A 14,325-nucleotide genomic window follows, 5' to 3' on the forward strand; every position below is an offset into this window, starting at 1 on the left:
TAGTCGCTCGCACGCGTTCGGTGTACGCCGACGGGGTGCGGCCGCCGAGCCGGATCGTATTCCGGTCCCGGCCGTGCCGGTGCTCGCCCGGCCGACCGTGCGCACAGCCGACCGCACATCACCGGCGCCAGACGTATCGGACCTGGGGACGCCCGGCGCGGCCGTAGTCCGATCGGCGCTCCACTACGCCGTCGGCCGCCAGCTGCTCCAGATAACGCCATGCCGTCACCCGCGAAACCCCCACGGCGCGGCCGGTTTCGGTCGCCGAGAGCCCGGCCGGCGTCTCGCGCACCGCCCGGGAGATCTCCTGAAGTGTCTGCGGGGCGATACCTTTCGGCGCGGACGCCTTCGGATCGGTGGTACGCAGCGCGCTCAATGCCCGATCGATGTCGTGCTGGGTCAGTGTCGAATCATCGGCCGGCAGCGCGGCCCGGAATTCCAGATAGCGCTCGAGTTTGTCCCGGAAAGCCGCGAATGTGAACGGTTTCAGCAGATACAGCGCTATCCCGTGCGCGACCGCGGCACGCACCATCTCGAGGTCGCGCGCCGAGGTGATGGCGATGACATCGGGTCGCGGGCGCAGCCGGGCCAGGGCGGCGGTCACCTCGAGCCCGCCGATATCGGGCAGTCCCAGATCCATCAGCACGAGATCGATCGGAGTTCCCGCGGCGGCAGCGTGCGTCGCCGTGCGGATGGCGTCGCGGCCGGTGGCGGCCACCCCCACCGGCTCGAATCCCGTCACCCGCGCGACATACGAGTGATGCGCCTCGGCGATGCGCGGTTCGTCCTCCACGATCAGCACCCGAATCGGCTGGCCCGTCATCGCACCGGAATCCTCACCACGACAGCGGATTCGGGACTTCGCTCGGCCCGCAGCGAGCCACCGTATCGGGTCACCAGCCGCCACACCAGCGCCAGGCCGAGGCCGTGATGTTCGGCCTTGGTCGTATATCCCCGCTCCATCGCCCGGGCGAAGGTCTCCTCCGACATTCCCGGGCCGCTGTCGGCGACCCTGACCACCAGCGCCGATGCCTCCGAGCGGACCGTCACCTCGACCCACGCGTCGGGATTCTGCGCCACCGCGTCCACCGCGTTGTCGACGAGGTTCCCGACCAGGGTGACCATTTCCTGCGGGGTCAGCGGGGCGGCGGATTCCAGCGCGGTGTCGTCGGCGACGGTCAGCTCCACTCCGCGCTCGATGGCCCGGTCGACCTTGCCGAGCAGCAGTGCCACCAGTACCGGCTCGTGGACCGCATCGGTCAGGCGGTCGATCAGCGCCTGGGACAGCTGTAGCTCGGCCGTCGCGAAATCGACGGCTCCGGCGACATTGCCCAGTTCGACCATGGTGATCACCGCATGCAACCGGTTGGCCGCCTCGTGCGCCTGTGCGCGCAGCGATTCCGCCAGACCGCGCGCGGAGTCCAACTCACCCATGATGTCGCGCAATTCGGTGTGGTCACGGATGGTGAGAACGGTGCCGAGACGCCGCCCCGCCCAGGAGACGACGTCCTGATTGACCACCAGCACCCGCGCCGCTGTCACGTGCATCTCGTCTCGGATCACGGTCGCGTCGAGGCGCCGCAGCGAGACCGGCAGATCGGCGCGTCGCACCTGGCCGTCCGGGAGTTCGAGCAAGCGTCTGGCCTCGTCGTTGACCACCGCCGCCGCCTCGTCGTCGCGGTCGAACACGATCAGGCCCTCGTGCACGGAGTGCAGCACCGCGTCGTGATGTTCGTAGAGCGTCCGCAGTTCGGCCGGACCCAGTCCCTGGGTCTGGCGCAGCAGCCGGCGGCGCAGCAGCAGTGCGCCCAGGACGGCCAGCAGCAGACCGGCGCCGGCCGCCCCGAGGATCAGCGGCAGCTGCGCACTCACCTGATCGCCGATGCGGGCGCGGGTCACGCCCGCCGAGACCAGCGCGACGACCCGGCCGGTGTCGTCGACGACGGGTGTGACCGCCCGGATCGACGGGCCCAGCGTCCCGGTGTAGGTCTCGGTGAACGTCTCACCGGCCAGCGCCCGATCGATGTTGCCACTGAACGGCTGTCCGATCCGGCTGACATCGGTATGGGTGTACCGGGTGCGGTCGGGGGCCATCACCACGATGAAGTCCACCCCGGTCCGCTGCCGGATCCGTTCGGTCACCGGCTGGAGCACGGCCGTGGGATCCGGCGTCCGCACGGCGGCCGCCGTGGAAGGCGCCTGCGCGAGGGCCACCGCGATGCCAGTGACCCGCCGGGCCGTCGCATCGTCCTGTTCCCGGCGCACCTCCCACACCGCCAGCGCCGATCCGACCGCTATCACCACCACCAGGACCGCCAGCTGCACCACGAAGACCTGGCCGGCCAGGGTCATGCCCCATCCACGTCCGGCGGTCCGGCCTCTCGCCCGCAACGGTCCTCCCGTGAACGAAACGTACGTAATGGTGACCGAGGTCACGGTCACCCCCATCATCACAGTACGAACCCGAGGGACAGATCGGGCAGCACCGGAGGCACATCTCATGAGCGACTCGACACGGACGCACCGTCGCGACCGTACCCATTGGCTCTATCTCGCCGTCATCGTGGCGGTCGCGACGGGCGTACTCGTCGGCTGGCTGGCGCCCGCATTCGGAAAGTCCGTCGGCGAGCTGGGCACCATGTTCGTCAACCTGATCAAGATGATGATCTCCCCGGTCATCTTCTGCACGATCGTGCTGGGTATCGGGTCGGTGCGGGCGGCCGCACGGGTCGGCAAGATCGGCGGCCTGTCGATCGGCTACTTCCTGATCATGTCGACGGTGGCGCTGACGATCGGCCTCGTCGTCGGCAACCTGCTGCAGCCGGGCAGCGGCCTGAACGTCCACGAACACATCGGCGCTGCCGCCGGCTACGTGAAACAGGCCGAAGGCAGCGGTGGCACCTGGCACTTCCTGGAGAGCATCATTCCGACCTCGCTGCTCTCGTCGCTGACCGCCGGCAGCGTGCTGCAGACCCTGTTCGTGGCGCTGCTGGTCGGCTTCGCCGTGCAGGCGATGGGCAAGCAGGGCGAACCGATCCTGCGCGCGGTGGGGCTGGCACAGAAGCTGGTGTTCAAGATCCTGACCATGATCCTGTGGCTGGCACCGCTCGGTGCCTTCGGCGCGATCGCGAACGTGGTGGCGGCGACCGGACTGGATGCGGTGAAGCAGCTTGCGGCACTGATGCTCGCGTTCTATCTGACCTGCCTGGTCTTCGTCTTCGGCGTACTGGGCGTGCTGCTGCGGGTGAGTTCGGGCGTATCGATCTTCAAGCTGGTTCGCTACCTGGCCCGCGAATATCTCCTGATCTTCTCCACCTCGTCCTCGGAGTCCGCGTTGCCGCGGTTGATCGCGAAGATGGAACATCTGGGGGTCGAACGCTCGACGGTGGGCATCGTGGTGCCGACCGGATATTCGTTCAACCTGGACGGCACCGCGATCTACCTGACGATGTCCTCGCTGTTCATCGCCGACGCGATGGGTAAGCCACTGACGCTGGGGCAGCAGATCGGCCTGCTGGTGTTCATGATCGTCGCCTCCAAGGGCGCGGCCGGGGTTACCGGCGCGGGCCTGGCCACCCTGGCCGGCGGGTTGCAGAGCCATCGCCCGGATCTGATCGACGGTGTGGGCCTGATCGTCGGCATCGACCGGTTCATGTCCGAGGCCCGCGCCGTCACCAACTTCTCCGGCAACGCCGTCGCCACCGTCCTGGTGGGAACCTGGACCAAGACCATCGACGATGTGCGCGTGCGCGCCGTGCTCGACCGCGAACTCCCCTTCGACGAGACGACCATGGTCGACGACGAACCCGCCGAAGCACCCGCGACTCCCCCGGAACGGACCGAGCTCGTCCCCGCCTGAGACCCGGTCCTGCCCGAACCCGCTATCCGGCGAGCCGGTAGACGGCCAGGGTGCGCTCCCGCTTGCGCGGCGCGATATTGGCTCTGCCGAGATCGCCCGCGTAGTGGGCGGCGACCCTCGGATCCATCACCCGCCGCCACAGCGGCGGAACGGTGGCCAGCAGGATCATCGTCGCGTAACCCGCCGGAAGTTGCGGAGCCTCCTGGGTGCTGCGCAGGGTCTGATAGCGACGGCCCGGATTCGCGTGGTGGTCGCTGTGGCGCTGCAGATGGAACAGGAAGATGTTGGTGACCAGCCGATCGGAGTTCCAGCTGTCGGCCGGCGAGCAGCGCGCCCAGCGCCCACCGGGCAGGCGACGGCGCAACAACCCGTAGTGCTCGACGTAGTTCACGGTTTCCAGCAGCCCGAATCCGATCACGGCCTGCAGCAGCAGATACGGGAGCATGGCGAAACCGAACACCGCCAGCAGCGCACCGTAGAGCACCACCGTCATCGACCACGCCTGCAGGATGTTGTTGCGCACGTTCCACCAGCCGAGGCCCTTGCGATGCAGCCTTTCGCGTTCCAGCCGGATCGCCGAGCGCAGTCCGCCGAAGATGCTGCGCGGCAGGAACATCCACAGCGATTCGCCCATCCGGGCACTGGCCGGATCGTCCGGGGTGGCCACCCGCGCGTGGTGCCCCTTGTTGTGTTCGACGAAGAAATGCCCGTATCCGGACTGCGCCAGTGCGAGCTTGGCCAGCCACCGCTCCAGCCGTTCCACCCGATGCCCCAGCTCGTGCGCGGCGTTGATGCCGATACCGCTGACGAAACCGAGCGTCGCCGCCAGCCCCAGCTTGTCCACCACGTCGAGTTCGTCACCCGACCACATGTAGGCCGCGATCACCAGTCCGGCCAGCTGGATGGGCAGGAACAGATAGGTGCACCACCGGTAGTAGCGGTCGTGGGAGAGCCGCTCGTAATCCTCGTCGCGCGGGTTCGTGCCGTCCTCGCCGACGAACCAGTCCAGCAGCGGTATCACGATCAGCACGATGATCGGCCCGATCCACCAGAACGCTTCGATGCCGGTCCGGGCGACCAGCTGGGAAGGGAGCAATGCGCAGCCCGGAGCGATCAATCCCAACATCCACAGATGCTTCTTGGGATCAGCCGAACCCGAGCGTTTGCCGACCGTTTGCACTTATTGCCCCACTTGAATGAACCTGGACTCCTGCCAGGTAAATATGTAGCTGCTCCGGGGCCGTTACGCCCGGTTCAAACCCGCAAAGTGGTAACCGTTACACAGGCGGACCCGAAGTCACAGACAGCGGGGGCCGGAACCAGCTGCGCCGCATCGCATCAGCAACCATCGTTTCCGCAGCGAGCGCCCAGGTCAGCACCCATCCAGTCCACTCGATCCGGCCGGCGAGCGCACGCCCGGTTGTCGGCCGGCACCCCAACCGGCCCGGAGACGAATCGTTATCCGTCACAGGGCGATTTCAAGCTACCGGCCGCCGGTCCGGTCCCGCGCGGCGAGAATCGCCTCCACATACGGCGACAGCAACCTGCTCAGCTCCTCCGGCGCGTCGCGGTGCAGTGCGGCGGGGGTCGGGATGTAGCTGATGGCGATGCGCACCAGGGCGTGCGCGAGCACATCCGCCTCCGCCGCCGACGCCCCCACCCAGCTGTTTTCGAATGCCGCGCCCAAACGGCGGGCGGCATGTTCGATGAGCGGCCCGGCGTCGAGGGTGATCAACCGCAGCAGATCCAGCTTGGCCTCACCGACCACCAGTGACTGCACCAGCGGATCGGCCGCACTGTCGAGGATGAAATTTGCCAGGCCTTCGCGGAACGCCGCCCGCGCATCCCCCACGTTGTCCTCGATGGCCGTTCCGACATGGTCGACCAGCTGGTCGGCCAGCCGCAGCGCATACGCCTGCGCCAGCCCCGTCCGGGAGCCGAATTCGTTGTACAGGGTCTGGCGGCTCACCCCCGCCCGCGTCGCGACGTCGCCGAGCGTGATCTTGGCCCAGTCCCGCTCGATCAGCAGTTCCCGCATCGCATCGAGGACCGACGTGCGCAGCAGGGTGCGCGCCGCCTCCTGATACGGGACCCGGGATCCGTTACGCGGCATACCCGCGACGGTGTCACGGGTCGATTCCGCAGTCAAAACGACTCACGAACGTTCGATCTCGACCATGAAGAAGTCGGCCTTGGCCGCGCCGCAGTCCGGACATGTCCAGTCGTCCGGAATGTCCTCCCAGCGCGTTCCCGGGGCGATACCCTCGTCCGGCCAGCCCTGCTCCTCGTCGTATTCGAAGCCGCACTGGATGCACTGGAAAATCCGATAGGGCCGACTCACCCTGCCTCCTGTCATTTGCGGGACACCCGCACCCGGTCGGCAGGGCGAGCCGCTCCGCGATTGTCACTCACCCTGCCTCCTCGAAATCGATCTTCTCCCGCACCCCGCAGTCCGGGCAGCACCAGTCATCCGGCACCGACTCCCACGGCGTGCCCGCCGGAAACCCTTCCCGCGGAGCGCCTTTCGCCTCGTCGTACACGTAATCGCAGACAGGGCAACGAAAAGCCCCCATCATCCCTCCTGTGTCGTGCGGGGCACCCGCACCCGGTCGGCACGACGAGCCGCTGCGCGATTGTCGCTCATCGTGCCTCCTGGTAGCGCGCGAGGACCTTGTCCCGCTTGCTCGGCTGAACATTCGCCAGCGTGAGATCGCCGTCGTAGTGGGCCAGAACGCGCTTGTCCATCACGCGCCGCCACAGCGGCGGGAAGTAGGCGAGCAGGATCATGCTGGCGTAACCGCTCGGCAGATTCGGCGCGCCGTCCCAACTGCGCAGGGTCTGGTAACGGCGGGTCGGGTAGGCGTGGTGATCGCTGTGCCGCTGCAGGTGGTACAGGAAGATGTTGGTGACGAGGTGGTCGCTGTTCCAGCTGTGCCGCGGTGTCGGCCGCTCGTACCGGCCGCGGGCCGTGCGCTGCCGCAGCAGACCGTAGTGCTCCAGATAATTGACCGCCTCCAGCAGGCTGAAGCCGACCACCGCTTGCAGCACCAGATACGGCAGGACCTCGATGCCGAAGCCGGCCACCAGCGCCGCGTAGAGCACCAGCGACATCGCCCACGCGCTGAGCACATCGTTGTGCAGACTCCACGGCCGCTTCCCGAGCCGTTCCAGCCGGGTCCGCTCGAGGCCCCACGCGGAGCGCAGACTGCCCCAGACCGTGCGCGGCCAGAACGCCCAGAACGTCTCGCCCACACGGGAACTCGCGGGGTCCTCCGGCGTGGCCACCCGCACATGATGCCCGCGATTGTGCTCGATGTAGAAGTGGCCGTAGAACGTCTGGGCCAGCGCGATGCGCGACAGCCAGCGTTCCAGATGCACCTTCTTGTGCCCGAGTTCGTGAGCGGTGTTGATCCCGATGCCGCCGACCATTCCGACCGTCAGGGCCAGGCCGATCTTGTCCACGACGGTGAGCCCGCCGTCGATGCCGAGCCAGCTCAGGTTGTCCGCGGTGATCAGGTAGCACGCCATGACCAGCGACGCGTACTGGAACGGCAGGTAGATATAGGTGAGGTAGCGGTAGTACCGGTCGTTCTCCAGATACTCCATGACCTCGTCCGGCGGATTCTCACCGTCGGCCCCGAAGAACAGGTCGGCGGCGGGAATGACCAGATAGATCAGGATCGGACCGAGCCAGAACGGCACCTTCGCGAGGGTATGCCAGCCCAGTTCGTTGAGCCCCCAGATCAGCGGTAGTCCGATGATGAACAGTCCGGTCGGGGCGAACAACCCCCACAACCACATATAGCGCTTGCGGTCACGCCATCCCGAGTCGAGCAGGCCGTCGGTGGTTCCGGCTTCGGTCGACATCGTCGTCTCCATTCGATACAGCTGCCACATCTACTGTGATGTGGGTAACCATTACCGTGGACAATATGCCGATGCCTGTCGGGTGTCTATACATTCTTGCCGATTTGTAAACGCGTTGTGACCGCGCGACGGCCGGGCGGGACGGATTCCGCTCGGCGACCCGTCCCGCCGGTGAAAGCCGGATCAGCGCAACAGCACATCCGAATCGGCGGGCAGCGCGTCGACCGGCCACCACCGCAGATCCGTCGACTCCGCACTGCGCACCGGCAACGCGCCGCGCGGAGCGCGGATCTTGAACAGCAGATCCAGATGGCGGGTCGGCACCCCCAGCGAGCAGGTGATCGGATGGGCCTGCGCGCCGTACAGGCCGGGTTCGACCTCCAGCCCGGCGATCCCGGACTCCTCGGTCGCCTCCCGCAACGCGGCGTCGACGACGGTCTCGTCCCCCGGCTCGCAGTGACCGCCCAGCTGGATCCACCGGCCGACCCGCGGGTGCAGCGTCAACAGCACCTCGCGCTCGTCGTGGGAGAACACCACCGCCGACGCGGTGATGTGGCCGGGTGCGTGTTCGCGCAGACACCCGCGCGGCGCCGACCCCAGGAACGCCAGCATCGCCTCGCGTACCGACTGTTCCGGATGCGTTGCGGGCTTCCAGTTTTCGAGCAGCTCGGTGGCCGAGGCGTGCAGCGAGTCGGTACTCACAACTCGACCAGACCCGTTCCCGCCTCGCGCGGCGGGCGCGGCGAAAGCTCCTCCTCGGGATAGCCGATGGCTATGGCGCCCAACGGATTCCAGTCCGGCGCCAGCCCCAGCACCTCACGCGTCACCTCGGGCGCGAAGATGGTCGAGCCGATCCAGCAGCTGCCGACGCCCCGCGTGGCCAGCCCGACCAGCAGTCCCTGCACAGCCGCGCCCACCGCGACGGTGAACATGGTCGATTCGGCGGCACGGCGACGCTCGTCCGGATAGTCGTGCGCGCCGTCGGGGACACAGAACGGGATGATCACCTCGGGGGCGTCGAACAGGATCCGGCCGCGCGCGACCCGGCGTTCCACCCGCTCGGGATCGAGACCGTCGCCACCGAGATCTGTGCGCCATTGCGCCGCCATCGAATTCAGCAGTCGCGCGCGCAGCTCCGGCTGCCGCACCCAGACGAAGCGAACCGGCCGGGTGTGATGCGGCGCCGGCGCGGTGAGCGCGTCGCCGACCGCGGCCCGGATCACCTCGGGATCGACCGGAGTATCGGCGAAGGTCCGCACCGAGCGGCGCAGCAGCAGCGCTTCCCGGTGGCCACGCTCGATCGCCTCGGCGGTGCCGAGCCAGAACAGATCCTCCTCGCCGCCGCGCAGCAGATCCTTGGCGGTGGATCCGTCGTCGTGCGGAGTCAGCCCGCGCACGACCGCGACCGGCACCCCGCTCAGCTTGCCCTTCGCGAGATCCGCTGCGGCAGCGAGTTCGTCGGCCACCGCCACCTGGGTGACCTGCAACTCGTTACCCTGCCCGTCGACCGCGCCGGCGTAGTCGTGCACGACGCGCAGGCCGGCGGCGCCGATCGCGGCATCGGTCTGCCCGATGCGCCAGGCGCGACCCATGGTGTCGGTGATCACCACCGCGACGTCGACGCCGAGGCGCTGGGCCAATTCCACCCGCAACGCCTTCGCGCTGGCGTCGGGATCGGTTGGCAGCAGGACCAATTCGCCCTGTTCCACATTCGAGCCGTCCACGCCGGAAGCGGCCTGCACGATGCCGATGTGATTCTCGGTGATGAGGGTGCGACCCTTGCGCGCCAGCACCCGCACCGCCTCGGCATCGACCAGTTTCCGTCGCACCGCGTCGCGCTCGTCCGGATCCCGCGGCGCCTCGACGATGCGTCCCTCGGCCTTGGCGACGATCTTGCTGGTCACCACCAGCACATCACCGTCGGCGAGCCAAGGAGCCTGGGCCGCAATATGTTCCGCGACATCGTCGCCCGGCCGGAATTCCGGCAGCCCCGGCACCGGGATGATCCGGATCTCCCCGCCGGGCGCGTGATCGGTGTTTCGCCCCTGATCGCTCATGCCGGCACTCCCGCGAGATCGAGCGCTGCCCGCACCATGGCGGCGGTGGCGGCCGGGTCGGTCATCAGCAGCGGCACGCTGCGCACCTCCACACCCGGCACGTCGGCCTCGTCGCTCGAGTGGATCAGCCAGCCGTCGAGGATGCCGGTGTCGGACCGGGCGCCGAAGTGCCGTCCGATGGCCTCGGCCGAGGTTTCCACGCCGATCACCTCGAGGCATTCATCGGCCATGCCGCGCAAGGGTTTTCCCCCGATCACGGGCGATAAACCGACGACTTTGGCGGAGGTGGTCCGCAGGGCGCCCCGGATACCCGGCACGGCGAGGATCGCACCGATGCTCACCACGGGGTTCGAGGGTGCCAACAGCACCACATCAGCAGCCTCTATGATTTCCGTCACACCGGGGGCCGGTTTGGCTTGATCCGCCCCGATTGTGACGAATCCATGGGTCTCGACGTTTGCTCGGTACCGCACCCACCACTCCTGGAAATGAATCGCGCGGCGTTCGCCAGGGTTGTCGGGGTCACTGATCACAACATGGGTTTCGCAGCGATCGTCGGTCGCCGGGAGAAGATTCACACCGGGCTGCCAGCGATTGCACAGCGCTTCGGTAACCGCCGAGAGCGGGTATCCCGCGCGCAGCATTTCACTGCGCACCAGATGCGTCGCGATATCGCGATCTCCGAGTCCGAACCAATCCGGTTGCGCGTGGTATTTCGCCAGTTCCTCCTTGGCATGCCAGGTTTCCCCGACGCGACCCCAGCCGCGCTCGGTATCGATACCCCCACCCAGCGTGTACATGCAGGTGTCCAGGTCGGGACAGATGCGTAAACCGTGCATCCAGACGTCGTCGCCGACGTTCACCAGCGCCGTTACATCCGCGTCCGGCAGCAGTTCCCGCACACCTTGTAAGAAGCGCGCGCCGCCGACTCCACCGACCAACACCGCAATGCGCGGTTTACGATCAATCCGCTCGATCTCGGCCGCGATGTCCGCTTGTTCTCCAGTCACATCCGCACAGCCTATGCGGTGCCCGGAAGCGGGTGTTCGAGTGCGTATTTGCTGGTCATTTGCTACTTCGGGGTTACCGAACCGCGCCGAAGGCGGCCTCGGATAGTAACGGAATTGTGTCGGCAGCTTGACCATCGGCGCGTCCGGCGTGTCTAATCACAGACATGTCATTCCGGGTCCGCGCGAGAGCCTTTGGCGCAGACCGCGTTTCGAACGCATGTTCGCATCGGAACGACAAGCTCGGGGATGTCCGCGGGACTACGTCGCGGTGTGGGACCGTCGGTGGGCACGTCCGGTCCGACGGAAAAATCATTCTGCGCTAACACACAGTGAGGAGGCGGAGCGATGGCCGAGGAGCTGGCCCCGTCGGGCATTCCGGGCGGTGTATCGCAAACCGATTCCACAGCATGCGCAGCACCAAGCGACTGCGCTGACAGCCGGAACGACGAACGAGAGGGGGGCAGCACGGTGAACAACGAATCGGGATCGCTCAACAGAACTCCGCAGGGAGGGCAGTGGGCGCGCGCCCAGCGCAAACCCGAACCACCGCAGCTGAGTCTCATCGTCACCGACTTCGATGCGATGTTCGACACCATCGAAGAACAGTGGCAGGAACGGGCGCTGTGCGCCCAAACCGATCCGGAAGCCTTCTTCCCCGAAAAAGGCGGCTCCACAAGGGAAGCCAAACGGATCTGCATGGGCTGCGAGGTCCGCGACGAGTGCCTGGAGTACGCACTCGCGCACGATGAGCGGTTCGGGATCTGGGGCGGCCTGTCCGAACGCGAACGCCGCCGCCTCAAGCGCGGCATCAGCTGAGCTCACCCGCCTCACTCCCCGCCTCTCCGGGAATCTCCTGTTCGCCTCGCTTCGCTTCGGCGGAGCGGGGCGGGCGACGGGAAGTGAGTCGCCCGGCACTCGTCATCTTCATGGCCGCGTGGCACTGGTTCTCGGTTGCCCACCGTTCGTCCATGGTCGCCCGGCGTTCGTTCTCATCGGCGAGCGCGGTGACCGACAGCTCTTGCGCGCCTACTCCCCTGTCGGGTCGATGATCTCCGGATCGACGCCCAGATAGGTGGCTATCTGCTGGACCAGGACTTCGCGGAGTAGGTCCAGGAGGTCTTCCGGGTCGTGGGCACGGAGTTCGAGGGGTTTGCGGAACAGGACCACTCGGGCTCGGGTGGCTACGTTGTGGCGGTCCACTCCGGCCGGAACCAGGCGGGAAAGCGGGACCGGGCCGTCGGCGACCACCTCGTCGGGCCAGGTGACCGAATCCGGGTGCAGCGGGCGGATCTTGGGGACGTCGTCGACCGCGATGTCGAGTTTGGTCAGGCGATCGTGCCAGCGGGCGTCCAGAGGGGCGAACGCCTCCAATACCAGCCGGTCGAACTGCTGGCCACGGGTGCGGCGCGCGGGCGCCGACGGCGGCAGCATCGGTCCGCGCACACCGCGCCCGCGGCGAACCACCGAACGGGTCGTCACCGGCCGCCTCTTCGATCGGGTCATACCTTGCGACAGTAGTCACCGCGCCGAGGGCGCGGCCACGTGCTCTCCCCGGAGCCGGAGCCCCCGCGCGCCCCGAACCGGCCGGGCACCGGCCCGCGTGTCTGTCTGCGACACACGGCGTGGGGGGTTAGTCTGCTGGATGTGATTCCCATGCGTCGTTGCTGCCGCCCAGGCTGCAAGAATCCGGCCGTCGCGACGCTCACGTATGTCTACTCGGACTCCACCGCAGTCGTCGGCCCCCTCGCCACCGTCGCCGAACCGCACTCCTGGGATCTGTGCGAAACCCACGGCTCCCGCATCACCGCCCCCAAGGGCTGGGAACTGGTCCGGCACGAAGGTGGATTCTCCTCCAGCACACCGGACGACGACGACCTGACCGCACTGGCCGAGGCCGTCCGCGAAGCCGGTATGCGCCGGCGCGCGCCGGAACCCGAACAGCGCGGTTACAGCGATTACTCCCCGCCGCCGGCGCGACCCCAGCGGCCCGGCCGCACCGGCCGCCGCGGCCATCTCCGGGTGCTGCCCGATCCCCCGAACTGAGCCCGCACCGCACGCGCCACACGCGCGACCGGCCTGAAGCCCGGCCGGGCCCGCGGCCCTATTAGGGTGTTGGTCATGACAGTCGCCCGGTCTGCCGAGTCCGTTCACGCAGTTGTCAAGGCATACGACGTTCGCGGGGTTGTCGGAGAGCAGATCGACGCGGAATTCGTCCGCGACGTGGGCGCGGCCTTCGCCCGGCTGATGCGCACCGACGCTACCCCCGCCACGCGCATCGTCATCGGTCACGATATGCGCGACTCCTCCCCGGAACTGGCCGCCGCCTTCGCCGACGGCGTCCTCGATCAGGGGCTCGACGTGGTCCACATCGGGCTCGCCTCCACCGACGAGCTCTACTTCGCCTCCGGCCATCTGCAGTCCCCCGGGGCGATGTTCACTGCCAGTCACAACCCCGCCCGCTACAACGGCATCAAGTTGTGCCGGGCCAACGCGCTGCCGGTCGGCCAGGAGACCGGGCTCGCGACCATCGCCGAGGAACTCGTCGACGGCGTACCCGCCGGGCCGGGCACCCGCGGCACCGCCACCGAGCAGAATTTGCTCGAGGCCTACGCCGAATTCCTGCGCGGCCTGGTCGATCTCGGCGCGATCCGGCCGCTGAAGATCGCCGTGGACGCGGGCAACGGCATGGGCGGCTACACGGTCCCGGCCGTGCTGGGCGCGGTGCCGCAACTGACCATCGCCCCGCTCTACTTCGAACTCGACGGATCGTTCCCCAATCACGAGGCGAACCCGCTGGATCCGAAGAACCTGGTCGACCTGCAGAAGTACGTCCGCGAGACCGGCGCCGACATCGGCCTGGCGTTCGACGGTGACGCCGACCGCTGCTTCGTCGTCGACGAGCGCGGCGAACCGGTCTCCCCCTCCGCGATCACCGCGCTGGTCGCGGAGCGCGAACTGGCGAAAGAGCCGGGCGCCACGATCATTCACAATCTGATCACCTCACAGGCCGTACCCGAACTGGTCACCGAACTCGGCGGCACGCCGGTCCGCACCCGCGTCGGCCATTCCTTCATCAAGCAGCAGATGGCCTCGACCGGCGCGATCTTCGGCGGAGAGCACTCCGCGCACTACTACTTCCGCGACTTCTGGGGTGCCGACTCCGGTATGCTGGCCGCTCTGCACGTGCTGGCTGCCCTGGGTGAGAAGGACCGGCCGATGTCGGAGCTCGCGTCCTCGTATGCGACGTACGCGGCCTCCGGGGAGATCAACTCCACAGTGGCGGATGCGCAGGACCGAACCCTGGCGGTGGTCACCGCATTCGAAGGGCGCGCGCAATCGGTGGACCGGCTCGACGGCGTGACCGTGCGGCTGCCCGGACAAGCGTGGTTCAATCTGCGCGCATCCAACACCGAGCCGCTGTTGCGACTCAACGTCGAGGCCCGTTCGCAGGAGGAAGTAGACGCACTCGTAACCGAGATTCTGAGCATCGTGCGCGGCTGACTGGAATAGTGGAATCACAGGGCTTGGATTC

General features: G+C 67.6%; 15 protein-coding genes. 4 read left to right on the forward strand and 11 right to left on the reverse strand.

Features of this window, described 5'->3' with window-relative positions; all coding sequences use genetic code 11:
- Nucleotides 1-118: 118 nt before the first annotated feature.
- Together A5789_RS00500 and A5789_RS00505 are read right to left on the reverse strand one after the other, a co-directional pair.
- Nucleotides 119-823 (reverse strand): response regulator, encoded by a 705-nt coding sequence (locus tag A5789_RS00500; protein ID WP_064901691.1) that lies wholly within the window; start codon nt 821-823, stop codon nt 119-121.
- A complete protein-coding gene (locus A5789_RS00505) occupies nt 820-2,352 on the reverse strand; it encodes an ATP-binding protein (protein ID WP_064901692.1) in 1,533 nt (510 codons plus the stop codon). The genes A5789_RS00500 and A5789_RS00505 overlap by 4 nt, the downstream gene beginning before the upstream one ends.
- A gap of 148 nt (nt 2,353-2,500) precedes the next feature.
- On the opposite strand from A5789_RS00505, the gene A5789_RS00510 reads away from it, so the two are divergent.
- On the forward strand, nt 2,501-3,859 hold the full coding sequence (locus A5789_RS00510) for a cation:dicarboxylate symporter family transporter (protein WP_064901693.1): 1,359 nt from the start codon (nt 2,501-2,503) through the stop codon (nt 3,857-3,859).
- 22 nt (nt 3,860-3,881) lie between these two features.
- Here A5789_RS00510 and A5789_RS00515 read toward each other — a convergent pair whose 3' ends face one another.
- The 8 genes from A5789_RS00515 to cofD all read right to left on the reverse strand — a co-directional run bounded on the left by A5789_RS00515 (nt 3,882) and on the right by cofD (nt 10,793).
- A complete protein-coding gene (locus A5789_RS00515) occupies nt 3,882-4,985 on the reverse strand; it encodes an alkane 1-monooxygenase (RefSeq protein ID WP_051755795.1) in 1,104 nt (367 codons plus the stop codon).
- A gap of 357 nt (nt 4,986-5,342) precedes the next feature.
- Entirely contained in the window at nt 5,343-5,972 is a 630-nt protein-coding gene (locus A5789_RS00520; RefSeq protein WP_063018903.1) for a TetR/AcrR family transcriptional regulator, read from the reverse strand.
- 42 nt (nt 5,973-6,014) lie between these two features.
- Nucleotides 6,015-6,200 (reverse strand): rubredoxin, encoded by a 186-nt coding sequence (locus tag A5789_RS00525; RefSeq protein ID WP_030515012.1) that lies wholly within the window; start codon nt 6,198-6,200, stop codon nt 6,015-6,017.
- A 67-nt stretch (nt 6,201-6,267) separates the two neighbouring features.
- Nucleotides 6,268-6,432, reverse strand: coding sequence for a rubredoxin (locus A5789_RS00530; RefSeq protein ID WP_030515011.1), 165 nt, complete (start codon nt 6,430-6,432; stop codon nt 6,268-6,270).
- A 67-nt stretch (nt 6,433-6,499) separates the two neighbouring features.
- Nucleotides 6,500-7,726: an alkane 1-monooxygenase gene (locus A5789_RS00535; RefSeq protein WP_063018897.1), complete on the reverse strand. Its 1,227-nt coding sequence runs from the start codon at nt 7,724-7,726 to the stop codon at nt 6,500-6,502.
- A 183-nt stretch (nt 7,727-7,909) separates the two neighbouring features.
- Nucleotides 7,910-8,428 (reverse strand): NUDIX hydrolase, encoded by a 519-nt coding sequence (locus tag A5789_RS00540; RefSeq protein WP_064901695.1) that lies wholly within the window; start codon nt 8,426-8,428, stop codon nt 7,910-7,912.
- Nucleotides 8,425-9,783, reverse strand: coding sequence for a coenzyme F420-0:L-glutamate ligase (locus A5789_RS00545; RefSeq protein WP_064901696.1), 1,359 nt, complete (start codon nt 9,781-9,783; stop codon nt 8,425-8,427). Before A5789_RS00545 ends, A5789_RS00540 begins: the two co-directional genes overlap by 4 nt.
- Nucleotides 9,780-10,793: a 2-phospho-L-lactate transferase gene (cofD, locus tag A5789_RS00550; RefSeq protein WP_227462688.1), complete on the reverse strand. Its 1,014-nt coding sequence runs from the start codon at nt 10,791-10,793 to the stop codon at nt 9,780-9,782. Before cofD ends, A5789_RS00545 begins: the two co-directional genes overlap by 4 nt.
- Nucleotides 10,794-11,375: 582 nt before the next feature.
- Between cofD and A5789_RS00555 the strand changes: the two genes are divergently transcribed.
- Complete coding sequence (locus tag A5789_RS00555) at nt 11,376-11,609, forward strand: WhiB family transcriptional regulator (RefSeq protein ID WP_030515006.1); 234 nt, start codon at nt 11,376-11,378, stop codon at nt 11,607-11,609.
- A gap of 210 nt (nt 11,610-11,819) precedes the next feature.
- Here A5789_RS00555 and A5789_RS00560 read toward each other — a convergent pair whose 3' ends face one another.
- Entirely contained in the window at nt 11,820-12,296 is a 477-nt protein-coding gene (locus A5789_RS00560) for a metallopeptidase family protein (protein WP_195022669.1), read from the reverse strand.
- A 150-nt stretch (nt 12,297-12,446) separates the two neighbouring features.
- On the opposite strand from A5789_RS00560, the gene A5789_RS00565 reads away from it, so the two are divergent.
- Both A5789_RS00565 and A5789_RS00570 read left to right on the forward strand, forming a co-directional pair.
- A complete protein-coding gene (locus A5789_RS00565) occupies nt 12,447-12,836 on the forward strand; it encodes a DUF3499 domain-containing protein (protein WP_030515004.1) in 390 nt (129 codons plus the stop codon).
- Nucleotides 12,837-12,911: 75 nt separating this feature from the next.
- Nucleotides 12,912-14,294: a phosphomannomutase/phosphoglucomutase gene (locus tag A5789_RS00570; protein ID WP_064901726.1), complete on the forward strand. Its 1,383-nt coding sequence runs from the start codon at nt 12,912-12,914 to the stop codon at nt 14,292-14,294.
- Nucleotides 14,295-14,325 lie beyond the last annotated feature (31 nt).

This window comes from Nocardia sp. 852002-51101_SCH5132738, assembly GCF_001665695.1.
In the GTDB taxonomy this organism is placed as follows: domain Bacteria; phylum Actinomycetota; class Actinomycetes; order Mycobacteriales; family Mycobacteriaceae; genus Nocardia; species Nocardia nova.